At 72.9% G+C, this 23933-nt stretch carries 21 protein-coding genes; 12 read left to right on the top strand and 9 right to left on the bottom strand.

Translation table 11 applies throughout. From position 1 onward, the window contains the following. Window positions 1–56: 56 nt before the first annotated feature. Both BKE41_RS20615 and BKE41_RS20610 read right to left on the bottom strand, forming a co-directional pair. Window positions 57–590 (bottom strand): DNA starvation/stationary phase protection protein, encoded by a 534-nt coding sequence (locus tag BKE41_RS20615; protein ID WP_012320841.1) that lies wholly within the window; start codon window positions 588–590, stop codon window positions 57–59. Window positions 591–726: 136 nt separating this feature from the next. Then, complete coding sequence (locus BKE41_RS20610) at window positions 727–2514, bottom strand: L,D-transpeptidase family protein (protein ID WP_024829067.1); 1788 nt, start codon at window positions 2512–2514, stop codon at window positions 727–729. 215 nt (window positions 2515–2729) lie between these two features. On the opposite strand from BKE41_RS20610, the gene BKE41_RS20605 reads away from it, so the two are divergent. After that, window positions 2730–3848: an acyltransferase gene (locus BKE41_RS20605; RefSeq protein ID WP_012320839.1), complete on the top strand. Its 1119-nt coding sequence runs from the start codon at window positions 2730–2732 to the stop codon at window positions 3846–3848. Here the strand turns inward: BKE41_RS20605 and BKE41_RS20600 are convergent. Further along, window positions 3835–5013: an endo-1,4-beta-xylanase gene (locus BKE41_RS20600; protein ID WP_024829068.1), complete on the bottom strand. Its 1179-nt coding sequence runs from the start codon at window positions 5011–5013 to the stop codon at window positions 3835–3837. The two genes, BKE41_RS20605 and BKE41_RS20600, sit on opposite strands and share 14 nt — an antisense overlap. A 160-nt stretch (window positions 5014–5173) precedes the next feature. On the opposite strand from BKE41_RS20600, the gene BKE41_RS20595 reads away from it, so the two are divergent. The 3 genes from BKE41_RS20595 to BKE41_RS20585 all read left to right on the top strand — a co-directional run bounded on the left by BKE41_RS20595 (window position 5174) and on the right by BKE41_RS20585 (window position 8022). Next, window positions 5174–6016, top strand: a complete 843-nt coding sequence (locus BKE41_RS20595; protein ID WP_071000040.1) for an SDR family NAD(P)-dependent oxidoreductase — start codon at window positions 5174–5176, stop codon at window positions 6014–6016. 210 nt (window positions 6017–6226) lie between these two features. Further along, window positions 6227–7699, top strand: coding sequence for a glucose-6-phosphate dehydrogenase (gene zwf / locus BKE41_RS20590; protein ID WP_012320836.1), 1473 nt, complete (start codon window positions 6227–6229; stop codon window positions 7697–7699). Between the two features lie 122 nt (window positions 7700–7821). Continuing rightward, complete coding sequence (locus BKE41_RS20585) at window positions 7822–8022, top strand: hypothetical protein (RefSeq protein WP_024829070.1); 201 nt, start codon at window positions 7822–7824, stop codon at window positions 8020–8022. A gap of 44 nt (window positions 8023–8066) precedes the next feature. On the opposite strand, the gene BKE41_RS20580 is transcribed toward BKE41_RS20585, so the two are convergent. Next, window positions 8067–9581, bottom strand: a complete 1515-nt coding sequence (locus BKE41_RS20580) for a glucan biosynthesis protein (protein WP_071000039.1) — start codon at window positions 9579–9581, stop codon at window positions 8067–8069. 271 nt (window positions 9582–9852) lie between these two features. Here BKE41_RS20580 and mdoH point away from each other — a divergent pair, with 271 nt between their 5' ends. Both mdoH and BKE41_RS20570 read left to right on the top strand, forming a co-directional pair. Beyond that, window positions 9853–11781: a glucans biosynthesis glucosyltransferase MdoH gene (gene mdoH, locus BKE41_RS20575; RefSeq protein WP_071000038.1), complete on the top strand. Its 1929-nt coding sequence runs from the start codon at window positions 9853–9855 to the stop codon at window positions 11779–11781. Window positions 11782–12076: 295 nt separating this feature from the next. Then, entirely contained in the window at window positions 12077–12742 is a 666-nt protein-coding gene (locus BKE41_RS20570; protein WP_012320832.1) for a L,D-transpeptidase, read from the top strand. 52 nt (window positions 12743–12794) lie between these two features. On the opposite strand, the gene BKE41_RS20565 is transcribed toward BKE41_RS20570, so the two are convergent. After that, window positions 12795–13121: a cupin domain-containing protein gene (locus BKE41_RS20565; protein ID WP_012320831.1), complete on the bottom strand. Its 327-nt coding sequence runs from the start codon at window positions 13119–13121 to the stop codon at window positions 12795–12797. Between the two features lie 207 nt (window positions 13122–13328). Beyond that, window positions 13329–13751, bottom strand: a complete 423-nt coding sequence (locus BKE41_RS20560) for a DUF971 domain-containing protein (RefSeq protein ID WP_012320830.1) — start codon at window positions 13749–13751, stop codon at window positions 13329–13331. Between the two features lie 81 nt (window positions 13752–13832). On the opposite strand from BKE41_RS20560, the gene moaA reads away from it, so the two are divergent. Beyond that, on the top strand, window positions 13833–14885 hold the full coding sequence (moaA, locus tag BKE41_RS20555; RefSeq protein ID WP_029360710.1) for a GTP 3',8-cyclase MoaA: 1053 nt from the start codon (window positions 13833–13835) through the stop codon (window positions 14883–14885). A gap of 108 nt (window positions 14886–14993) precedes the next feature. Here the strand turns inward: moaA and radA are convergent, their stop codons facing one another. Beyond that, complete coding sequence (gene radA / locus BKE41_RS20550) at window positions 14994–16430, bottom strand: DNA repair protein RadA (RefSeq protein ID WP_024829073.1); 1437 nt, start codon at window positions 16428–16430, stop codon at window positions 14994–14996. A 46-nt stretch (window positions 16431–16476) separates the two neighbouring features. Further along, window positions 16477–17586, bottom strand: coding sequence for an alanine racemase (alr, locus tag BKE41_RS20545; RefSeq protein ID WP_147021438.1), 1110 nt, complete (start codon window positions 17584–17586; stop codon window positions 16477–16479). Window positions 17587–17839: 253 nt separating this feature from the next. Between alr and BKE41_RS20540 the strand changes: the two genes are divergently transcribed. From BKE41_RS20540 to BKE41_RS20520, 5 genes are all read left to right on the top strand, one after another. Next, window positions 17840–18448, top strand: a complete 609-nt coding sequence (locus BKE41_RS20540; RefSeq protein WP_012320826.1) for a CvpA family protein — start codon at window positions 17840–17842, stop codon at window positions 18446–18448. Window positions 18449–18579: 131 nt separating this feature from the next. Then, window positions 18580–20055: an amidophosphoribosyltransferase gene (gene purF, locus BKE41_RS20535; protein WP_071000729.1), complete on the top strand. Its 1476-nt coding sequence runs from the start codon at window positions 18580–18582 to the stop codon at window positions 20053–20055. Window positions 20056–20119: 64 nt separating this feature from the next. Then, the gene (locus tag BKE41_RS20530) at window positions 20120–20869 is read left to right on the top strand and encodes an SDR family NAD(P)-dependent oxidoreductase (RefSeq protein ID WP_012320824.1); all 750 of its coding nucleotides are present in this window, start codon (window positions 20120–20122) and stop codon (window positions 20867–20869) included. A gap of 63 nt (window positions 20870–20932) precedes the next feature. Beyond that, entirely contained in the window at window positions 20933–21343 is a 411-nt protein-coding gene (locus tag BKE41_RS20525) for a dihydrofolate reductase (RefSeq protein ID WP_024829075.1), read from the top strand. A 61-nt stretch (window positions 21344–21404) separates the two neighbouring features. Then, entirely contained in the window at window positions 21405–22523 is a 1119-nt protein-coding gene (locus BKE41_RS20520; RefSeq protein WP_053620813.1) for a carboxylate-amine ligase, read from the top strand. A 51-nt stretch (window positions 22524–22574) separates the two neighbouring features. Here the strand turns inward: BKE41_RS20520 and der are convergent, their stop codons facing one another. After that, entirely contained in the window at window positions 22575–23921 is a 1347-nt protein-coding gene (der, locus tag BKE41_RS20515; RefSeq protein WP_071000037.1) for a ribosome biogenesis GTPase Der, read from the bottom strand. Window positions 23922–23933: the final 12 nt, after the last annotated feature.

The raw sequence follows: 23933 nt of genomic DNA, 5'->3' as shown, positions 1-23933 counted from the left end.
GGCGGCGCGACGCGGCCCGACCCGGCACCGGCCGTGCCGAGGCCGGGCGGCGCGGCTCAGTGGCCGCTGTCGGTCGCGTTGCGGGTGGTCTCGTAGAGGAACCACGTCCGCTCCTCGGACTGGTCGATCCACTCCTCGAGCTGCGAGGTGGTCGCCACGTCGCCGGCCTCGTCGGTGACGCCGTGGAGCGTCCGCATGTTGGCGGTGAGGGCCTTGTTGTCGTCGCGCAGCTCCTTGAGCATGTCGAGGGGCGAGACGTACTCGGCGTCGTTGTCGGCCACGCGGGTCAGGCTCTTCGCCTGGCCGAGCGAGCGCAGGACCGTGCCGCCGATCTTGCGGGCGCGCTCGTTCACCGCGTCGATGATCTCGAAGATCTGGGCCGACTGCTCGTCCAGCAGGAGGTGGTAGTCGCGGAAATGGGGTCCGCTCATGTGCCAGTGAAAGTTCTTGGTCTTGATGTAGAGCGCGAACAGGTCCGAGCTCAGGATCGTCAGGCCCTCGGCGATCGTCCGGACGTCGCTCGGATCGAGGTCGGTCGGGGTGTTCAGGCGCGCGCTCTCGATGCGGCTGCTCGGCTTGGCCTTGGCCATGGTCGTCTCCCGTGCGGTTCGGTGGCTCGGCGCGTCGAACCGTCTCTCCGGGGAGCGGCCGCCGCGCCTTCTGCGAGCCAATGACCGGCCCGTCGGGAGGTTCCGCCGTTCCGAGAATCGCATGGCTGGGTTGGCTTTAGCGGATAGGTTCGACGGATTCCAAACTGCGGGGCTCCGGGCCGGGCCGGGCTGCCGCCGGCTTGGCGGGGGCGGGCCTTGCCGGTGCGGGCCTGGCCCCGGCGGCCCGCGCCGGGACCGGCTTCGCGTCGTGGGCGGCACCGGGCCGGGGCGTGGCCGGCGCGGTGGTGGCGGGGGTCGGCTTCGCGGCGCCCGCGTCCGCAGCCGCCGCGGGCGGGATCGCGCCGGTGGCGGCGGGCTCGGCCGCCGGCGTGTCGAGGTTGTAGATGTCGTCGCGGAAATGCGCCTTCCCGTCCGGCGTGGCGTAGCCGGTGAGATACACGAAGGTCACCGGGATCGGCTTGGCGAGCTTGATGTCGCGGCGCTCGCCGTCGGCGATGCCGGTCTCGATCTCGATGGGGCCCCAACTCGTGCCCGGCCCGTTGGGGCCGTCCGTGCCCTGTAGCAGCCAGCCGACGAGTTCCTTCACCTGTCCGACCCGGACGCAGCCGTGGCTGTGGAAGCGTACGCTCGCGGCGAAGAGCGACTTCGCCGGCGTATCGTGCATGTAGACGGCAAAGCGGTTCGGCATGTCGATGCGCACCTGGCCGAGCGAATTGTCGAAGCCGGGATCCTGGCGCAGCGTGTAGTTGACGGCCTTCTCGCCCGCCCAGTCGATCCGGGTCGGGTCGACCTCGCCCGCCGGGCTGAGGATCCGGATGTGGTTCTTGGCGAGATAGCCCGGATTCCTGCGCATCTGCGGGATGATCTCGTTCTTCACCACCGAGGCCGGGACCGTCCAGGTCGGGTTGAAGTTGATGTCGGTGATCCGCGTCTCCACCGGCGGCGTCGCCTTGTCGGGGGAACCGACCACCGCGACGTAGCGGCGCGCGACGGCGCCGTTCTCCACCGCCTCCACGGCGGCGGACGGGATGTTGACCACCACGTAGCGCTCGCCGAACGGGAATTTCGAGCCCATCAGCCGGGCCGCCGAGGCGGCGAGCTGCCGCTGGCGCACCGCGGCCGGCACGTTGAGCGCGTTGATGGTGAGCCGGCCCAGGACGCCGCTGTCGGGCAGGCCGTGACGGGCCTGGAACGCCGCGATCGCCGCCACCAGCGGCGGGTCGAGGCGGTCGTTCGGTGGCGCGTCCGCCGGCAGGTCGCCGGTGAGCGTCAGGTGGTGGCGCAGGGCGGGGATCGCCGGGTGGCGCTCGCCGGGCTTGAGGCGCGCGAGATCCTCGGGCAGCCGTTCCCAGCCGCCGGCCTCCGCGAAGGCCGCGTAGCGCTCGGCCGCCCGGAGCGTGTCGAGGAACGTCCGCGACGTCAGCGTCGGGTTCGGGTCGGTGGAGACCTTGGCGTAGACCAGCGGCGCCGGCTCGCGCGACTTCTTGGCCGCCTCCTGAGGCTTGGCCTGCTGCGCCCTGGTCTCCGACGCCTTGGTGTCCTGGACCTTCGCGCTCTGGACCTTGGCATCCTGCGCCTTGCCCTGCACTGGGACAGGCTCCGGCACGACCTCGGTCGCCCTGGGCTCGGGCGGCTTGGTCTCGGCCCGCTTGGTGTCCGCCTGGCCGGCGGCGCCCTTCGCCTCGGGTGCCCGGGGCTCCTGGCCCTTCGCGGTCTCGCCCGCGGCGGCGGGCGGCACCGCGACCGGCACGGCGAGCGGTGGCACCGGCGCGGGGCCGGCCTGCGCGGCGCCGGCCCCCTGCGCCAGGGCGGCGCCCGGCGCTCCGAGCAGGGCCAGCAGGGACAGGCCCGCACCCAGCGCGGCGTGCGGGCGGGCGTGACGGCGGGGCTGGACCGGGACCATACGCAACACTCCCGACGGCGCCCGGGACCGGGCGATCGGGCGGGATCATGGACCGGCGTGGTTACCAATCTCCTCCGGCCTTCACCGGGCTCGGAGAGCTGGATTCACCATGCGGACACTGGTCCAGCCGCTCAGCGCGCCGCGCGGATGTCGGTCCGCGCGAAAAGCGCGCTTATGCTGAGACCCCGACGCCCGCCGCGAGATCGACCTCCGCCATGCCGGAATCCGGATACCCGATCCCGAAGACGATGCCCTACCTGCCGCAGCTCGACGGGGTGCGGGCGCTCGCCATCCTGATCGTGTTCGCGGCCCATTGCGGCTACAGCCACGTGGTGCCGGGCGGCTTCGGCGTGACCGTCTTCTTCTTCCTCAGCGGCTACCTGATCACCACGCTCCTGCGGATCGAGCGGGCGCGGACCGGCACGGTGTCGCTGGGAGCCTTCTACCTTCGGCGGAGCCTGCGCATCCTGCCGCCCATGTACCTGACCCTGCTCGCCTCCGGCGCGCTCTACGCGGCGGGGTGGCTCGACTGGATGCCGGTCGCGCCGGCGGCGATCCTCGGGCAGGCGACGTTCCTGACGAACTATCCCGGCCTGTTCGGAACCGAGGCGGTGCTGCCGGTGCCGCTGTGGAGCCTCGCCATCGAGGAGCACTTCTACCTCGTCTTCCCGCTGGTCTTCCTGCTCTGGCTCGGGCGCCTGCGACCGCGCCGCGCGGCCTTGGCCTGCCTGGGGCTCTGCGCGGCCGTCCTGGCGATCCGGTGCGTCAACGTCTGGCGGCTGCCGGATTACAGCCTGAACTACAGCTGGACCCACACCCGGATCGACGCGATCCTGTTCGGGTGCTGCCTCGGGCTGTGGAACAACCCGGTGGTTCCGGCCGACCGGGCGTGGCGTCCCGCGCCCTGGCACGTCGCGGCGAGCCTCGCGGTGATCCTCGGGACCCTGGCGGTCCGCGATCCCGCCTTCCGCGAGAGCCTGCGCTACACGCTCCAGAGCGCCGCCCTGTTCGTGCCCTTCGCGTACCTGCTCCACGGCGAGGGGCCACTGGTGCGGCTGCTGGCCGGCCGGCCGATGCGCCAGCTCGGGCTCTGGTCCTACAGCTTCTACCTCGCGCACATGACCGTGGTGGCCCTCGTGCTGCACCTGCGGCCCGGGCTGCACGGCGTCGGGCTGATGCTGGCCGCCTTCCCGGTGACGCTGCTGTGGTGCTGGGGGATGTACGGGCTCGTCGAGCGCCCCTGCGCGCGCCTCCGCCGCCGGCTGCTGGCGGACCGGCCGCCGGAGCCGAGCCTGGCCGAGGACGGCCGGCGGGCCGGGATCACGCCCGCCTGAGCCTGTCGCGGGCGGCCCTGTGATCCGGCGCGGCCGCGAAGGCCGCCTTCATGGCGTGCCACAGGGGCTTGCGCCGGAACTGCGCGTCGAGCGGCAGGGCCCGCTGCGGCAGGCCGTCGGGCCGCTTGCGGTAGGGATGGTCGTTCAGCCACGTGTCCGGGTCGTAGATGTCCCAGGTCAGGACGTCGAGGCAGGCGGGCTCGTCCAGCACCGCGTCGAGGTAGCGCCGGGCGTAGTCGGCCACCATCCGGTCGCGGGTCGCCACGTCGGACGGGAAGGCGCGGTCGTCGATGTCGAGTTCGGTGATCTCGATCCCGAGTCCCATCTGGCCGATCTCCCGCAGGAAGCGCCGCAGCTGGCCCTGGTCGATCGGGATCGTGCTGGTGAGGTGCGACTGGAGCCCGAAGCGCCGGATCGGCACGCCGCGGGACCGCATCGCCTCCAGGCGGCGCAGGACCTTGGTGCGCTTGGCCTCCATCCAGGGCACGCCCTGCTCCACCGCGTCCTCGTTCCAGGTGCCGGCGGCCGCGGGGTCGGTCTCGTGGAGGATCCGGAAGGCGAGGTCGACGTAGCCGGGTCCGATCGCGGCGAGCCAGGGCGAGTCGCGCAGGCCGCCGCCGCGGTCGGGATCGGCCTCGTTGCCGAGGATCTCGTTGACCACGTCCCAGGCGACGATCTGGCCGCGATAGTGGCCCGCCACCGTCTCGATCCAGCGCCGCATGAAATCCTCGGCCTGGACGGCGCTCGCCCGGCCGAGCAGCGGCCCGACCCAGGGCGGCAGCGCCGCGTGCCAGACGAGCGTGTGGCCGCGCATGCGCTGGCCGTTCCCCCTGGCGAAGCGCAGGATCGCGTCGCCGCGGGCGAAGTCGGTCCTGCCCGGCGCCGGCAGGACCTCCTCCATCTTCATCTCGGTGCCGCAGACGAGGATGCCGCATTCCCGCGCCACCGCCTCCCGGTAGGCGGGCGTCGCGTCGAAGCGGTGGAACGGCACCTCGCAGCCGTATGTCAGGCCCTTGGCGGCCGCTGCGGCCTGGAGGCTGTCGGCCGACCAGGACGGCCGGCCGAGGGGACCGAACCCCGCCGGGCCGGCCGCGCGCGCCGTGCCGGCGAGGCCGAGGGAGGCCGCGCCCGCGAGGATCGATCGGCGGCTCGGGGGAGGGGACATCCGGGTGCTTCGTTCCGCAGGGGGGCCCGCCACCCTAGCAGACGCCGCCGGGGCGGCGATCCGCTGGGACTGCCGGGGCCGGGGCCAGGATCGGGACGCGATCTCGCCTTCCTCGCGGGGGCGCCCCATCTGATGGACGCCCGTCAGCCCAGGATCCGTCATGAGCCAGCACCCCGCGATCAGCCCCGGTCGCAGCGCGGTCGTCACCGGGGCTGCGAGCGGCATCGGCCTCGCCGCCGCGCAGGCCTTCGCCCGGGCCGGCATGAACGTCTGGCTCGCCGACCTGCCGGGCCCGGCCCTGGACGCGGCCCGAGCCGCCGTCGCCGAACTCGCCGCCGTCGAGGTGCGCGCCGTGCCCACCGACGTGTCGGACCGCGGCGCCGTCGAGGCCCTGGCGGCCGCCGTCGCCAAGGGCGGGCCGCCCGCCCTGGTGATGCTGAATGCCGGGATCGAGGCCGGCGGAAAGCTGTTCTCCGACGCCGACACCTGGGCGCGGATCCTGGGCACGAATCTCGGTGGCGTGGTCAACGGCATCCACGCCTTCGCGCCCGGCATGATCGCGGGCGGCAGGCCCGGCGCGATCGTCGTCACGGGCTCGAAGCAGGGCATCACCACCCCGCCGGGCAACGCGCCCTACAACGTCTCGAAGGCGGGCGTGAAGGCGGTCACCGAGGCGCTCGCCCACGAGCTGCGCAACCGGGAGGGCTGCCACACCACGGCCCACCTGCTGATCCCGGGCTTCGTCTACACGGGCCTCACGAAGGCCCGCGGCGTCGCCGAGAAGCCCGCGGGGGCCTGGACGCCCGACGAGACCGTGGCCTTCCTGCTGGAGCGGCTCGCCGTCGGCGATTTCTACATCCTCTGCCCGGACAACGAGACCACGCGGGCGCAGGATCAGAAGCGGATCGCCTGGGCGTCCGGCGACATCGTCGAGAACCGGCCCGCCCTCTCGCGCTGGCATCCGGACTACGCCGAGGCGTTCAAGCGGTACATGGAGGGGTGACCCACGCGGCCTCGCGCTGCCCTGGGTTGCTTCGCTGCGCTCGCAAGGACGGAGCGTGGCAGCGTGGGCTTGCCCGGACCTGTCCCGGCGGCCCCCTGAACCGGACAGCGCTGGCCTGCGCCCCTCGTCTGGCGAAGCCCTTGCACACGGGCTAGGTCAGTGCGACGCAGCCGCCGCACGAGATCAGCGCACGACATCCGGGAGCCGCCCTTGGCCACGATCATCCCCGTCGCTTCCTTCGACTGCGTCGTGTTCGGCGCGACCGGCGATCTGACCGCGCGGAAGCTGCTGCCGGCGCTGTTCTACCGTTTCCGCGACGGCCAGATCCCCGAGACCAGCCGGATCATCGGCGCCTCGCGGTCGGAGCTGTCCCTCGACGCCTTCCGCGAGCACGCCCGCGACGCCCTCAAGCGATTCGTGCCGGCCGCCGACCTGACCGACGACGTGCTCGGGCGCTTCCTCGACCACGTCGACTACGTCGCGGTGGACGGGGCCGGCGACAGCGGCTGGACCGACCTCGTCGCCAAGCTCGACGAGCGGCCCGACCAGGTCCGGCCCTACTATCTCGCTACCTCGCCCGACCTCTACGGCTCGATCTGCCGCAACCTCGCCGCCCACGGGCTCGTCGGCGAGAAGTCCCGCGTCGTGCTGGAGAAGCCGATCGGCAAGGACCTGAAATCGGCCCGGGCGATCAACGACGCGGTCGGCGAGGTCTTCCCCGAATCGCAGATCTTCCGCATCGACCACTATCTCGGCAAGGAGACGGTCCAGAACCTGCTCTCGCTCCGCTTCGCCAACACGATCTTCGAGCGGCTCTGGACCTCGGACGTGATCGACCACGTCCAGATCACCGTCGCCGAGACGGTGGGGGTCGAGGGCCGGGCCGGCTACTACGACACGTCGGGCGCGATGCGCGACATGCTGCAGAACCACATCCTGCAGCTCCTCTGCCTGACCGCCATGGAGAGCCCGCTCAATCTCGAGGCGAACTCGGTCCGCGACGAGAAGCTGAAGGTGCTGCGCGCCCTCAAGCCGATCACCACGCACGACATCCAGAGCGTCACGGTGCGCGGCCAGTACGTGGCGGGCGCCGTCGACGGCAAGCCGGTCGAGGGCTACCTCGCCGAGCTCGGCCACGAGAGCCGGACCGAGACCTTCGTGGCCATGAAGGTCGAGATCCAGTCGGGGCGCTGGGCCGGGGTGCCGTTCTACCTGCGCACCGGCAAGCGCCTGCCCCAGAAGCTCTCCGAGATCGTGGTGCAGTTCCGCGCCTCGCCCTTCTCGATCTTCCCCGAGGAGGCCTTCGGTCGCGAGCCGAACCGACTCGTGATCCGCCTGCAGCCGCAGGAGGGCATGAAGCTCGAGGTGATGACCAAGGATCCCGGTCCCGGCGGCCTGCGCCTGCGCCCGACCGACCTCGACATCTCCTTCGAGGAGACCTTCAAGCAGCGCTACCCCGACGCTTACGAGCGCCTGCTGATGGACGTGGTCCGCGGCAACGCGACGCTGTTCATGCGCCGCGACGAGGTCGAGGCCGCCTGGGCCTGGGCGGACGGCGTGCTCAAGGCCTGGGCCGACCGGCCCGAGGCGCCGCGGCCCTACCCGGCCGGCAGCTGGGGGCCGACCGCCGCCATCGCGCTGATCGAGCGCGACGGCCGGACCTGGCACGAGGAGCTGCGGTAACGAAGAACCGCGGCTCACGGCCAAGCTGCCTTGATACGGTCAAGCCAGATGTGAAATCTGTCTGCGCTGCCGGATACTGCCCCGTCAGAGGGTGGAGACGGCGCTGCACGAGGGATCATCACATGCTCGACAATCATCGGGACGCGGCCGGCCAGGCCGAGCGTCGCCTGGAGCGTTCGGTCGCCGCCGCCCTGCGCGTCATCGCGGCCGCCCATGACGAGCGGCAGGCCCCGCCGGTCTCCGCGGCCCGCCGCCGCCTGAGCGAGGTCTACGGCGCCACCCGCCTGGCCCGGCGCCTGGAGCGGGAGCGCCGGACCGCCTGAACGGGCCCGAACCGTCCGGCGCCGCCGCGGCGCGATCCCCGTACCTAGACGGCCGCGTCCCAGGTCTCGCTGAGGGGGACGGTCCCGCGGACCAGCCGGGCGCGCAGCACGACGTCGCCCGGCGGCACCGGCTCCGGCGGGCGCCACTCGACGTAGATCCGCCAGCCGCCGGTCTGCGGCACGAAGTTGGCGACCGGCTCGTGCATCGTCCCGGCGCTGGCCGAGACCTCCGCGGCGACCGCGTCGTCGGGACCCCGCGGCAGGCCCGGACCCTCGAAGTCGATGACGCAGAGCCGCCGCCGCGGGTTGGGCGGGTTCGACGGGCGCAGGCGCTCCGCCGAGCCGAGCCGCGTCGACGTCACCCGGGCGAGGGCGGCCTCCGGGATCGCCGGCACCGGCTCGGCGCCCACCGTGGTCAGGCCGTAGGCGACGTGCAGCGGCGCGCCGGGCCGCGCCGGGGCGGCCGGCACGAAGGCCGCCACGATGTTGTCCATGTACTCCTCGCCCGACGGGATCTCGAACAGCTGCACGGCGCCGTCCGCGAAGGCGCCCCCGGCGGGATCCGGCGCCACCCACAGGCCCGGCCGCGCCTCGTGGCGCGCCTCCACGTCGAGGTAGGCCGCGAAGCTCCGCTCCCGCTGCAGCAGCCCGAAGCCGGCGAGCGGCCGGGCCGCGAGGGCGGAGATCTGCGGCTGCGCGCGCCCGTTGACCAGGGGCCGCCAGATCCGGTCGAGCCGCGCCGGGTCGGCCCCGGCCGCGACGCAGAGGCCGTCGGAATCGTGCACCTGCGGCCGGAAATCGTCGAAGGGCTTCGCGCCCCGCGCCCCGGGCCCGTTCTGGCCGAAGAGGAACATGCTGGTGAGCGGCGCCAGCCCCAGCTTCGGGAGCGCCCGGCGCGGGTGGAGCGCCGCGGTGACGGCGATCCGGGCCGGATCGCCGGGCGCGATCTCGAACCGGTAGGCGCCGGCCACGCTCGGGCTGTCGAGGAGCGAGAGCACCGTGAGCGTGCGCGCCTCCGGCTCCGGCTCGCAGATCCAGTGCGCGACGAAGTCGGGAAATTCCTCGCCCTCCGGCGCGCCGGTGCCGATGGCGAGGCCCCGGGCCGAGAGCCCGTATTCCTGGTTGGCCGCGCGCAGGCGGAAGTAGGAAGCGCCCAGGAAGACGAGGAACTCCTCCTGGAAGCCCTTCGGCCGCCAGGCCGGGGTGCCCGGGAAGGCGTAGTGCAGGCGGAAGCCCGCGAAGCCGAGATCCGCCGGGAAGCTCTGGCCGGCGAGCCGCGTGCCCAGGTCGAACAGCTGCGTGTCGTAGGGGATCGGGCGCGCGGGCCCCCGGAGCGGCTGGAGGTGGAGCGCCACGCGCCTGCGCTGCAGGAAGCCGCGGTGGAACAGCTGCGCGCTGAAATGCGCGCCGAGCCGCAGGCTCGCGGCCGGCCGGAAGGTGATCGCCCGGTAGCCGTCGTAATCGAGGGCAGCGAGCGCCGGCGGCAGATCCTCGGGCGGTGCGGCGTAGGGCGCGGCGGCGCGGCGCGCCGCCTCGGCCGAGAGCGTCTCGAAGGTCATCGCGTCGCCCTGCGGCTGAAGCGCCGGCCCGGCCCACGTTCTGGACCCATTCAGATCAGTCGCGCTAGGTAGAACCGTGCCGGCAGCCGCGGCCACGACTGTTCGAAGAACGCGGCGTCGGGAGGGGGGATTGATCCGTTCGGCTTCCGGCGGCCTGGGCTGCCGGGTCGGCTCCGTATCCTCGCCCCGCACATCGGTATCCACGGTCATCGGTTCCCGGCCCCGGACGGCCGGGCGGCCGGCAGCCTTCCACGGTCGAGTTCCTCGCGCCATGTCGTCACGCGTCACCTCCTCCGCCGAGCGGTCGCACCGGAACGCGGCTCCCGCCATACCCGATCCGTCGGAGAGCGCATCCTGTCGCGAGGTCTGGACCGGCGCACCCCGCGGCGCCCTGCGCGCCCGTCGCCTCGCCCTGGCCGTCCCGAGCCTCGCCGCCGCGGGCGGCCTCGCGTGGCTCGCCGCGCTCGCCTACCCGGCGGGCGTCAGCCCGCTGGCCTGGGCGGTCCTGGTGCTGTTCGCCCTGGTGATGGGCTGGCAGGCCTTCGTCGCCTGCCAGTACGTCTACGGGTTCGTCGCGGCCCTCCTGGGGGACCGGGCGAAATCCGCGCTGGAGCGCCGCGCGGAGCAGGCGGCCGCCGTGCCGGCCGAGGTGGGACGCACCGCCGCCGTGGTGGCGATCCACGCCGAGGACGCGGTCGCGGTCTTCGCCCGCCTGCGGGTGATGGCGCGGTCGCTCGCCCGCGCCGAGGCGCGGGGCATCGACATCTTCGTCCTCTCCGACACCCGGGACGGCGCCATCGCCGCCGTCGAGGAGCACGAGTACGCCCGCATCCAGGCCTGGGCGGCGTCCGACCCGGCGCTGCCGCGGATCCGCTACCGGCGCCGGACGGAGAATGTCGGCCGCAAGGCCGGCAACATCGGCGAGTTCTGCCGCACCTACGGCGGCGAGTACGCGTTCATGATCGTGCTGGACGCCGACAGCCTGATGACCGGCGCGGCCATGGGCCGGCTCGTCGGGCTGATGCAGGCGAGCCCGCGCACCGGCCTGATCCAGACCGTCTCGTACGCCGCCGGCCGGGACACGCTCTTCGCCCGCATCCAGCAATTCGCCGTCCGGCTCTACGCGCCGCTGGCCCTGCGCTGCCTGGAGACCTGGCAGGGTCCCGAGGGCAGCTACTGGGGCCACAACGCGATCCTGCGGGTCGAGGCCTTCGCGGAGAACGCGCAGCTCCCGAAGCTCCCGGGCCGGGAGCCGCTCGGCGGCGAGATCCTGTGCCACGACATCGTCGAGGGCGCGCTGATGGTGCGCGCCGGCTGGGAGGTGCGGCTGCTGCCCGAGATGGGCGGCACCTGGGAGGAGATGCCTACCAACCTCGTCGACCTGCTCGGCCGCGAGCGCCGCTGGTGCCAGGGCAATCTCCAGCACCTGCGGGTGCTGCCCTGGGCCGGCCTGCGCGCGGCGAGCCGCTGGCACCTCCTCGTCGGGATCCTCTCCTACGGGGTGCTCCCCCTCTGGATCGCCTTCCTGGGGCTCGCCGCGTGGCAGGCCGCCCGGACCGGCGATCTGGGCCTCCTGGCCTACGGCCTGACCGGGCAGGGCGCCGCCGCCCACGCGCTCGCCGCCCTCAGCGTCGCCGTGCTGGCGCTGCCGAAGCTCCTGAGCCTCGGCCACGTCCTCGCCTCCGCCGAGCGCCGGGCCGCCTTCGGCGGCACGCGGGCGCTGCTCGCGAGCGCCGCCCTGGAGCAGGCGGTGTGGGTGGTCCTGTGGCCGGTCCTGACGCTGTTCACTGCCGGCGCCGTGGTCTCGACCTTCTTCGGCCGGGTGGTCCGCTGGGAGACGCAGGACCGGGACGACCGGCAGGTGTCCTGGGCGGAGGCCTTCCGGCTCCAGGCCGACGCCGTGGTGGTCGGCGCGCTGATGGTGTTCGCCCTGGTCCTCGTCGGGAGCCCGTGGCTCGCCCTCTGGCTGGCGCCGGTCGCCCTGGCGCTGCTCACGAGCCCGGCCCAGAGCGTCTGGACCAGCCGGGCCGATCTCGGCCGCGCCGCCCGTGCCCGGGGCCTGTTCCTGAACGCCGACGACACCGCGCAGGCGCCGGAACTCGCCGAACTCGCCCAGCTGCGCGGCCTGCCCGCCGCGCCGGCCCCGCTCCGCCCGGTCCCGCGCGAGCCGGCCATCTGGCTCGCCGCCGACGAGGCCTGACGCGGCTCCGCGTCGACTGTCCGGGGCGGTGCGGGACGGCCTCCGCGCCGCCCGCGGAACCGGCCGCGGATCCGGGCGGCGAGGGTCTAGACCCGAGCCTGTCATCCCGGTTCTTACGGCCAAGCTGCCACAGTGTTGCCATCGAGTCACGGGCGGGCGGAACCGCCCGGGCGGGGCGGTTTCTGGCTTGGATTTGAGGCGCGAGCGTTTACCCCTTGGCGAGGATCGGCACGGCATCGTGCCGCGGTCTTCGCCGCGTTCCCGCCATAGTCCGCGCCTGCCCCGAGAGGCTTTGATGCGTCGTTTTCTCCCCGCCCTGATCGGGCTTCTCGGCGCGGCCGCCTGCGCCGCGCCGGCTCTGGCCTACGAGATCGACCCGCTGACCCGCCAGCCGCTGAACGACGCGCTCACCGTCCGCGTCCGCCCGCAGGCCGTCGAGACCGTCGCGGTGCCGGTGGCCAACGCCGCGCTGAACCCCGCCGACCCGCTGAACGCCGACGCGGCGGTGCCGCAGATGTCGGCGATCCCGCGCGAGACGGTGGCCTATAACGGTCCCTACGGCGCCGGCACGATCGTCGTCTCCACTGCCGAGCGGCGGCTCTACTACGTGCTGGGCGGCGGTCAGGCCCTGCGCTACGGCGTCGGCGTCGGCCGGCCGGGCTTCACCTGGGGCGGCGTGCAGACCATCACGATGAAGCGCGAGTGGCCGGATTGGCGCCCGCCGGCGACCATGCTGAAGCGCCGGCCCGACCTGCCGCGCTACATGAAGGGCGGTCTCGAGAACCCGCTCGGCGCCCGCGCCATGTATCTCGGCGGCTCGATCTACCGCATCCACGGCTCCAACGAGCCGGAGACGATCGGCACGGCCGTCTCGTCGGGCTGCATCCGCATGACCAACGACGACGTGACGGACCTGTACACCCGCGCCAAGGTCGGCACGAAGGTCATCGTCCAGCGCTGATTGTCCGGGGCTTCCGGGGGAAGGGCCGGCCGCGAGGCCGGCCCTTCCGCGTTCAGGCCGCCGGCAGCGTGACCAGGGCGTCCGGGCGCTTCACCTCGATCTCGATGAACGCGATCGGGTGGTCGGACCCGTTCATCACGTCGTGCCGGATGCCCGCGGGACGCATGTAGGATTGCCCGGCCGCGAGCGCCGTCTCGCTGACCGCCGCGCCGTCGTGGACGCGCAGGATCCCGTCCACCAGCATCACCACGAAATACGGCCAGCCGTGCTCGTGCCAGCCGGTCACGCCGCCGGGCGGGAAGTCCCAGCGCGTGATGCGCACGGCGGCATCGTCCTGCTGGACGGTGGGCGTGGCGGGGATGGTGCAGGCGAAGGCCATGGCGGCTCCAAGATAGGCGGGCGCAGATGCCCGCGCGACGGGATGCAAGCCTCCGGCCTCCACGCCGCGATTCGACCCGCGCCGTCGTCGCGAGCGCAGCGAAGCGAGCCGGGGACGCGCGACCTCCGAGATCGTGGCGCCGCCGGGTCGCTTCGCTCCGCGCGCGATCACGAGGCTCGGGGCCGGACTAAGCTGGAGCGCCTGCCCTCAATGGCAGCCGCACGAGCCCGACCCGCAACCCCCGCCCTGCTTCACCGGGGCGGTGCGCGCGGTCTCACGGTCCAGCCCCCGCTCGGCGAGCTCGCCGAGATAGGTGTTCCAGCGGCTCTCGTACTCGCGGCCGAGGGTGTGCAGATAGCCCCAGCCGTAGATGCCGGTGTCGTGCATGTCGTCGAAGCCGAGCTTCACCGCGTAGTTGCCGACCGGCTCCACCGCCAGGATGGCCACGGCGCGCTTGCCGCCGATCACCTTCCGCTCCAGCGGCGAGTGGCCCTGCACCTCGGCCGAGGGGCTCGACACCCGCAGGTACTCGGCCGGGAGGGCGTAGCGCGCCCCGTCCTCGAAGGCGACGTTGAGCACCCGCCGGTCGGCCGACAGGCGGATCTCGGTCGGCCACAGATCCTCGGTCACGGGCCACACTCCTCACGCAATCTGGGGCTGCGGCGCGGGACCTGCTTGCCCGCGACCGCCGGTGGCATCATATGCCGGACGATGCTCGATGACAGCTCCCTGACGCCACAGGCGTCCGCGGTCGATGCCCACGCCGGGCCGGCGCCGCTGATCGACCCGTTCCAGCGGGCGATCTCGTACCTGCGCATCTCGGTGACGGATCGCTGCGACCTGCGCTGCGCCTACTGCATGTCCGAGCACATGGAGTTCCTGCCCAAGCGCGACCTGCTGACCCTGGAGGAGCTGGACCGGCTCTGCGGCGTGTTCATCGCCCGCGGCGTGCGCAAGCTCCGCATCACCGGCGGCGAGCCGCTCGTGCGCCGCGACATCATGCACCTGTTCCGCCGGCTCTCGCGCCACCTCGATTCGGGGGCGCTGGAGGAGCTGACGCTCACCACCAACGGCACGCAGCTCACCCGCTACGCCGACGAGCTGGCGAGCCTCGGCGTGCGCCGGATCAACGTCTCGCTCGACACCCTCGACCCGGACAAGTTCCGGGAGATCACCCGCCGCGGCGACCTCAAGGTGGTGCTCGACGGCATCGCGGCGGCCCGCGCCGCCGGGATGAAGGTGAAGATCAACGCGGTGGCGCTGCGCGACGTCAACGCCGACGAGATCCCCGACATGATCGCCTGGGCCCACGGGCTCGGCATGGACATGACGCTGATCGAGGTCATGCCGCTCGGCGAGATCGAGGCGGATCGGACCGACCAGTTCCTGCCCCTGTCGGTCGCTCGGCAGCGGCTGGAGACCCGCTACACCCTCACACCCCTCCCCGACCGCACCGGCGGCCCGGCGCGCTACGTCCGCGTCGAGGAGACCGGCGGCAAGCTCGGCTTCATCACGCCGCTGACCCACAATTTCTGCGAGAGCTGCAACCGGGTCCGCCTGACCTGCACGGGCCAGCTCTACATGTGCCTGGGCCAGGAGGATTCGGCCGACCTGCGCGCGGTCCTGCGCGCCTCCCAGGACGATTCGGTGCTGGCCGCGGCGGTGGTCGAGGCGATCACCCGCAAGCCCAAGGGCCACGACTTCGTCATCGAGCGCCAGCGCCCGGCCGCCGTGCCGCGGCACATGAGCGTGACGGGGGGGTAGGCGCCTCGACTGTCCCTGCGAGCGCGGCGAAGCAATCCAGGGCACCGGTCCCTTACGGGCGTAGCGCATCCCTGGGTCGCTTCGCCGCGCTGGCAAAGACGGACGCGCTCACATCTCCTCGTCGGCGTAGCGGGCCGGCTGCCGCCCGCGCTGGCCGGAGCCCCGCCGCGGCGCGCCCGCGCTGATCCCCGCCACCAGGTCGGCGATGTGGCGCAGCGTCTCGACCGCCAGCGCCTTCTCGCCCTCGCCGCGACCCTGCGGGATCAGCGCCTTGGCGAAGCCGAGCTTCTGCGCCTCCTTCAGCCGGGAGCCCGCCTGCGCCACGGGCCGGATCGCCCCCGACAGGCCGATCTCGCCGAAATAGACCGTCTCGGGCGGCAGCACGGCCCCCGACAGCGACGAGACCAGGGCGGCCGCCACCGCGAGGTCCGCCGCCGGCTCGGTGATGCGCAGGCCCCCCGCCACGTTCAGGTAGACGTCGTGGCTCCCGAGCCGGATGCCGCCGTGGGCCTCCAGCACGGCGAGCACCATCGACAGCCGGTTCGGGTCCCAGCCGACCACGGCGCGCCGGGGCATGCCGAGAGAGGATGGGGCGACGAGCGCCTGGATCTCCACCAGAAGCGGCCGCGTCCCCTCCATCCCGGCGAAGACCGCGGTGCCCGCCGCCTGATGGTCGCGGCCGGCCAGGAACAGCGCCGACGGGTTCGGCACCTCGCTGAGCCCCGAATCGGTCATCTCGAACACGCCGATCTCGTCGGTCGGCCCGAACCGGTTCTTCACGGCGCGCAGGATGCGGAAATGGTGGCCCTGGTCGCCCTCGAAGGAGGCGACCGCGTCGACCATGTGCTCCACCACCCGGGGGCCGGCGATCTGCCCGTCCTTGGTGACGTGGCCGACCAGGATCACCGCCGTGCCGGTGGTCTTGGCGAAGCGGATCAGCGCCTGGGCCGAGGAGCGCACCTGCGTGACCGTGCCGGGGGCGGATTCCACCGTCTCGGTCCACATGGTCTGGATCGAGTCGATGATCGCCAGCGCGGGCGGGCGCCCCTGGCTCAGGGTCTCGACGATGTCCTCGACGTTGGTCTCGGCGGCGAGCTGGACCGGGCGGGCGCTCAGGCCCAGCCGCTCGGCCCGCAGGCGCACCTGCCCGACCGCCTCCTCGCCCGAGATGTAGGCGACCCGCTCGCCCGTGCCCGCCATGGCGGCGGAGGCCTGCATCAGCAGGGTCGACTTGCCGATGCCGGGATCGCCGCCGAGCAGGATCACCGAACCGCGCACGAAGCCGCCGCCGGTCACCCGGTCGAGCTCGCCGATCCCCGAGGGGATGCGCGGCGCCTCCTTGGCCTCGCCGGTCAGGCCCTCGAGGGGAAAGACCCGGCCGCGGTTGCGCGACGGCCGGGTCGCGGCGGGACCCGACTGGCCGGGGGCCGAGGGCGCCTCCTCGACGATCGTGTTCCAGCCGTTGCAGGCCTCGCAGCGCCCGCGCCAGCGGTTGTAGACCGCCCCGCAGGACTGGCAGACGAAGGTCTGGTGGATCTTGGCCATTCGAGTCCGCGCGCCGGCCGTCCGGCCTTCCGGTCAGGGGAGGGAGCTACCCTACATAGGTTCGAACATAACGAGAACCCAGTCCCGTGAGGATCTCGTAGCCGATCGTGCCGGCGGCGCGACCGACCGTGTCGATGTCGAGGCGGTCGCCGATCAGTACCGCGGCGGCGCCGCGCCGGGCCGCGGGCGCCGCCGTGACGTCGAGGATGATCAGGTCCATCGAGACGGAGCCCAGGATCGGGCACGGGACGCCCCCGACCAGCGCCTGGCCGCGCCCGCTGATCGACCGGGGGAAGCCGTCGGCGTAACCGAGCGAGAGCGTCGCCAGGCGGCTGGGCGCGGTGGCGGTCCAGCGGCCGTTATAGCCCGCGGTGGCGCCGGCCGCGACGCCGCGCACCTGCGCGATCGTCGCCTCCAGCCGCACCACCGGCCGCATCGGGTTCGCGGCGCCCGGCGTCGGGTTGCCGCCGAACAGGGCGTAGCCCGGCCGCAGGAGGTCGTGCCGGGCCCCGTCGAGGAAGATTCCCGACGAGTTCGCCAGCGAGGCCCGGAGTCCGGGATAGGCGGCCCGAACCCGAGCGAAATCGGCGATCTGCCGGGCGTTGACCGGGTCGTCTGGCGTCTCGGCGCTGACGAAGTGGCTGAGGAGGAGGTCGATCCCGGCCTCCGCGATCCGCGCGTCCCCGGCGAGATCCAGCGCCTCGGGCACCGACAGGCCGAGCCGGTTCATGCCGGTATCGACGTGGAGCGCCGCGGGCGGGCGGTTCCCCGCGAACGCCGCCCAGTCCGACAGCTCCTCGGCGCTGCCGAGCACCGGGCGTAGCCCGTGGGCCGCGAAGGCCGCCGCGGCGCCCAAGGGCAGGCCGTTCAGCACGTAGATCGCGGCCTCCGGCAGGGCGGCCCGGGCGGCGACGCCCTCGGACAGGTGCGCGACGAAGAAGGTCCGGCAGCCCGCGGCCCACAGGGCCGGTCCGACCCGGCCGATGCCGCAACCGTAGGCGTCGGCCTTCACCACGGCGGCGCAGTCGGCGCCGGCGCCGCGGGCGGCCAGGATCCGCCAGTTGGCGGCGATCGCTCCGAGGTCGATCGTGAGCCGGGCGCCGTGAGCGCCGATCTCCGTCACAGGTCCGGTCTCGGCCACGCAGACCGCCTCCATCTGTTCGCCACCGGGGTCGCGGAAGCACAGGCCGGACCCATAGCATCCGGACGGCGCCCGGGGGCAGCACGGGCCGTCGTTTACACCGGACGCGCCCCGGCGCGCGGCGCGGCTGATGCACGGACGGCACAGCCGCGTGATCAGGCGGGCACGCCAGGGTGACGGCCGAGGTCGGGCTTGGTATAAATCCAGCGCGGTCCGGGGGAGCCGCACGGCCGACGCGCTATCCCCGCGGGTACCAAAAAGCTCAACGATGCCGTTTACCGTTCTGGATCTCGCCGTGCTCGGCATCGTCGCGGTCTCCGCGCTGCTCGCGGCCGTGCGTGGTGTGACCCGCGAGGTCCTGGCGATCGTCGCCTGGGTGGCGGCCGCCGCCGTCGCGTGGACGCTGCATCCCATGCTGCTGCCGACCGTGAAGCAGCACGTGAACAGCGACACCGTGGCGCTCGTCGCCTCGATCGCGGCGATCTTCCTCGGCACCCTGATCGTCGTGTCGATCATCACGGTGAAGATCTCCGACGTCGTGCTCGACTCGCGGATCGGCGCGGTCGACCGCTCCCTCGGCTTCCTGTTCGGCGCGGCCCGCGGCTTCCTGATCTGCGTGATCGGCTGGGTGTTCCTGTCCTGGCTGGTGCAGGGCAAGGTGCCGGACTGGGCCGCCCAGGCCCGCACGCGCCCGATGCTGGAGAAGTCCGGCGACGCCCTGGTGGCGCAGCTGCCGGAGAATCCGGAAGGCTTCCTCAAGCAGTTCAAGAAGCCGAAGACCGGCGCGCCGCCCAACGAGTCCGCCGACGCCCCGGCCGAGACCGACGCGGCGCCGCAGCGCCGGACCGAGACCGCGCCGACCCCGACGCGACGCTGATCTGCGGTATTCGCCGTAGGTCTCATCGCGCGGAACGCCTAGATAGCGGTTCCGGTGGTGTACGGATTGCTTCCGCGACGACCGGCGCGCCGGCCCGTCGCCGCCGGGATCTGTGAGTGATCGACAGCCCCATGTCACACGCCGCCGCCTCCACCGACACCTTCGATCTCGATCTCGACGGCGACACGCTGCGCGAGGAATGCGGGGTCTTCGGCATCTTCGGCCATCCGGACGCCTCGGCGATCGTCGCGCTGGGCCTCCACGCCCTGCAGCACCGGGGCCAGGAGGCGGCCGGCATCGTCTCGTTCGACGGCTCGGTGTTCCATTCCGAGCGCCGCCCCGGCCTCGTGGGCGATTCCTTCTCGGACGGCGACACGATCGCGCGCCTCAAGGGCCGCGCCGCCATCGGCCACGTGCGCTACTCGACCACCGGCGGCACGATCCTGCGCAACGTCCAGCCGCTCTTCGCGGAGCTCGCCAGCGGCGGCCTCGCGGTCGCCCACAACGGCAACCTCACCAACGCCCTGTCGATCCGCCGCGACCTCGTGCGCGACGGCGCGATCACGCAGTCGACCTCCGACACCGAGGTGATCCTGCACCTCGCGGCCCGCTCGCGGAAGCCCCGGATCATCGAGCGCTTCATCGACGCCCTGCAGGCGATCCAGGGCGCCTACGCGATCGTGGCGCTGACCAACAAGAAGCTGATCGGCGCCCGCGACCCGCTGGGCATCCGCCCCCTGGTGCTGGGCGAGCTCGACGGCCGCTACATGCTGGCCTCCGAGACCTGCGCGCTCGACATCATCGGCGCCCGGTTCGTGCGCGACATCGAGAACGGCGAGATCGTGGTGATCTCCGAGGAGGGGATCGAGTCGATCCGCTTCGCCGACGCCGTGCCGATGCGGCCCTGCATCTTCGAGTACATCTACTTCGCCCGGCCGGATTCGGTGGTGAACGGCAAGAGCGTCTACGCGGTGCGCAAGGCGATCGGCCGGGAGCTCGCCCGCGAGGCCTCGGTCGCGGCCGACATCGTCGTGCCGGTGCCGGATTCCGGCGTGCCGGCGGCGCTCGGCTTCTCGCAGGAGACCGGGATCCCGTTCGAGATGGGGATCATCCGCAACCACTACGTTGGCCGGACCTTCATCCAGCCGACCCAGTCGGTGCGCGAGCTCGGCGTGCGCATGAAGCACTCGGCCAACCGCGCGGCGATCGAGGGCAAGAGCATCGTCCTCGTGGACGACAGCCTCGTGCGCGGCACGACCTCGGTGAAGATCGTCCGGATGATGCGCGAGGCCGGCGCCGCGGAGGTCCATTTCCGGATCGCGTCGCCGCCGATCACCTACCCGGACTTCTACGGGATCGACACGCCCGAGCGGGAGAAGCTGCTCGCCGCGACCCACGATCTCGAGGCCATGCGCAAGTATATCGACGCCGATTCGCTGGCCTTCCTGTCGATCCCCGGCCTCTACCGGGCGATGGGCGAGGAGGCGCGGAACGCGGCCTGCCCGCAATACACCGACCACTGCTTCACGGGCGACTACCCGACCGGCCTGACCGACCTGTCCATCGCCGGCCCGAAGCGCTTCGCCATGCTGGCCGAGGCCGACTGACAGGATCCGGCCGTTGCGCGCGAACGGGCATCCCCTGTGCGCGGAAATGCGCTAGGTCCTCGCCATGGCTGAGTCTCAGAGAACCCTGGAAGGCCGCGTCGCGGTCGTCACCGGCGCATCGCGCGGCATCGGGCGCGCCGCCGCCCTGGCTTTGGCCGGGGCCGGCGCGCACGTCATCGCGGTGGCCCGGACCGTGGGCGCCCTGGAGGAGCTCGACGACGCGATCCGCGCCGCCGGCTCCAGCGCCACCCTCGTGCCGTTCGACCTCGCCGATTACGACGCGATCGACCGCCTCGGCGCGGCGATCAACGAGCGCTGGAAGCGCCTCGACATCCTGGTCGCCAATGCCGGGATCCTGGGCGCGCTCATGCCGATCGGCCACATCACCCCGAAGATCTGGGGGCAGGTGATGGACGTGAACGTCACCGCCAACTGGCGCCTGATCCGCTCCCTCGACCCGCTGCTGCGCATGTCGGACGCGGGTCGCGCGATCTTCGTCTCGTCGGGAGCGGCCTCGAAATGCCGGCCCTACTGGGGACCCTACTCGGTCTCCAAGGCGGCGCTGGAGGCCCTGGTGCGGACCTACGCGGCCGAGAACGAGACCACGGCGATCCGGGCCATGCTGCTCAATCCGGGCCCCCTGCGGACCGGCATGCGCCGCTCGGCCATGCCGGGCGAGGACCCCGAGACCCTCCGGACGCCCGAGGACCTCGCCCCCCATTTCGTGCGGCTCGCCGCGCCGGACTGGGCCGAGACCGGGAAGCTCTACGATTTCCCCACCGACCGGGTGCTGCGTTTCCGCGCGCCCGAGTAAAGGGGTCCGGGGCCTGCGGCCCCGGCGGGTGGCGGGCGGAGCCCGCCGGGTTTGGGATTTGCGATGATCGACGTCCGCTGCATCTGCGCGATCGGCCTGCGGGGCCAGCTCGGCCTCAACGGCCACCTGCCCTGGGAGGGCAACACCGACCCGCTCTTCGTGGAGGACGTCACGCGCTTCTTCGCCCTGACCATGGGCCACGTGCTGATCGCCGGGCCGAAGACGGTGGCCTCGGTGCCCGAATTCGCCTTCAAGGACCGCACCATCGACGTGATCCGCAGCCACGAGGATCCGGAGGCGGTGCTCAAGCGCTATCCCGGGCGGCGGATCTTCGTCGGCGGCGGGATCGCGGTGTGGAACGTCTACGCGCGGTACATCCAGCACTGGGACATCACGCGCCTGCCCTACGACGGCGAGGCCGACCGCTGGTTCGACCCGGCCTGGCTGGTCGGCGGGCCGCTGCGGACGCCCTGAGCGGCACCTTCCTGCAATCCGGCGCGTTGGCGCGCACGCGTCGCGTTTTCCGGAGACCACGATGAGCGCCCCGAGCTACCGCTTCGGCATCGAGGAGGAGTACTTCCTGGCCGATGCCGAGACCCGCGGGACGCCGCGGGGCGACCTCGCCGCGTTCCACGCGCGGGTGGAGGCGGAGCTGCCCGAGACGGGCCGCGAGCTGGTCGCCGCGCAGGTCGAGCTCTGCACGCCGCCGCTCACCGACGCGGCGGCCGCCCGGGAGAATCTCGGCGGCCAGCGGCGGCAGCTCGCCGGCATCGCCGCCGAGAGCGGCCTGCGGCTGCTGGCCTGCGGCACGCACCCCCTCGCCCGCTGGTCGCGCCAGACCGCCACCGACGGCGCGCGCTACAAGGGCATCCTGTCGGATGTCGGCATCGCGGCGCGGCGGGCGCTGATCTGCGGGATGCACGTCCACGTCGAGGTGCCGGACCCCGAGGCCCGCGTCGACCTGATGAACCGGCTGCTGCCGTTCCAGCCGCTGCTGCTCGCGCTGTCGGCCTCCTCGCCGTTCTGGCAGGGCGAGGCGACGGGCCTGCGGGCCTACCGGCTCAGCGTCTTCGGGGAATTGCCGCGCACCGGCCTGCCGGAACTCTTCGCCGACGCCGCCGCCCACGCGCGGTTCGTCGCCATCATGACCCGGTCGGGCGCGATCGCGGACGCGAGCTTCCTGTGGTGGTCGCTGCGCCCCTCCATCAAGTTCCCGACGCTGGAGCTGCGCATCGCCGACGCCTGCACGCGCCTCGACGATTCGCTCTGCATCGCCGCCCTGTTCCGCTGCCTCGTGCGCCTGTGCGTGCGCCGGCCGGAGCTCCACGCCGGCCTCGACGGCGTCTCGCGGGCGCTGGCCTCGGAGAACCTCTGGCGGGCCCAGCACAGCGGCGTGGCCGCGTCCCTGATCGACGAGGCGCGCGGCGAGGCCGTGCCGTTCGCCGAGGCGCTGGAGGCGATGCTCACGCTCGTCGCCGAGGACGCGGACGCCCTCGGCTGCGCGGCGGACGTGGCCCGCGCCCGGGCGATCGTGGCCGAGGGGACCAGCGCCGACGGGCAGGTCGCGGCCTACGAGGCCGCGCTCACCGCGGGTCAGGACGAGCGCGCCGCGCTGGCGGCCGCGGTGGACTGGATCGCCGACGCGGCGCGCTGAGGGCTGCGCAGGGCTGCCGCATCGCCTCCGTCATCACGAGCGGAGGTTGGATCAGCCCTTGTCGAACGGGTTCTGCGAGGTCCGCAGGGACAGGCGGATCGGCGTGCCCGGCAGGTCGAACGCCTCGCGCAGGCCGTTCACGAGGTAGCGCGTGTAGGATTTCGGCAGGGCGTTGAGCTGGTTGCCGAACAGCGCGAAGTGGGGCGGCCGGCTCTTCACCTGGGTGGCGTAGCGGATCTTGATCCGCCGCCCCGATACCGCGGGGGGCGGGTTGCGGGAGGTCGCCTCGTTCAGCCAGTCGTTGATGCGCGAGGTGGAGACGCGCCGGTCCCAGACCTCGGCGGCCTGCACCACCGCCTGCATCAGCTTGTCGACGCCGTCGCCGGCGAGGCCGGAGAGCGGCACGACCGCGACGCCGCGCACCTGCGGCAGCAGCCGGGTGCAATCCTCGCGCAGCTGCTTGAGCAGGCCCGGCTGGTCGGCGACCAGGTCCCACTTGTTGAGGCCGATCACCAGGGCGCGGCCCTCGCTCTCGACGAGGTCGACGATCGTCAGGTCCTGCTTCTCGAACGGGATCGTCGCGTCGAGGAGCACCACCACGACCTCGGCGAAGCGCACGGCGCGCAACCCGTCCGAGATCGCGAGCTTCTCCAGCTTGTCGTCGATCCGGGCGCGGCGGCGCATCCCGGCCGTGTCGTGCAGCTTGATCCGCCGCCCGCGCCACTCCCAGTCCAGGGAGATCGAGTCCCGGGTGATGCCGGCCTCGGGGCCGACGAGCAGCCGGTCCTCGCCGAGCATGCGGTTGATCAGGGTCGACTTGCCGGCATTCGGGCGGCCGACGATCGCGACCTTCAGGGCCCGGCCGCCGGGGGCGTCGTCCGGATCCTCGTCCGCGTCGCGCTGGGGCAGGGCGCCCTTGAGCGCCTCGTGCAGCTCGCCCAGACCCTCGCCGTGCTCGGCGGAGAACGGGATCGGGTCGCCGAGCCCGAGGGTGAAGGCCTCGTAGGCCCCGGCGAGGCCGGCGCCGCCCTCGGCCTTGTTGGCGATCAGGATCACCGGGCAGCCGGCGCGGCGCACCAGCTCGGCGAAGGGCTGGTCGGCCGGCAGCACGCCGGCGCGGGCGTCGATCACGAACAGCACCACGTCGGCGGCGAGGATCGCCGCCTCGGTCTGCATGCGCATCCGGCCGGTGAGGCTCGCGGCGTCGGCCTCTTCCAGGCCGGCGGTGTCGATCACCCGGAACTCGAGGCCGCCGAACGCGACGTCGCCCTCGCGCCGGTCGCGGGTCACGCCCGGGCGGTCGTCGACCAGCGCGAGCTTCTTGCCCACGAGGCGGTTGAACAGGGTCGACTTGCCGACGTTCGGCCTCCCGACGATCGCGACGGTCGGCATATCCATGGTGGTTCTCGA

Origin of the sequence: Methylobacterium sp. C1, from assembly GCF_001854385.1 — a bacterium.
Taxonomy (GTDB): Bacteria; Pseudomonadota; Alphaproteobacteria; order Rhizobiales; family Beijerinckiaceae; genus Methylobacterium; species Methylobacterium radiotolerans.
The sequence above is the reverse complement of the archived record's forward strand: the minus strand, read 5'-3'. Positions and strand labels throughout refer to the sequence as shown.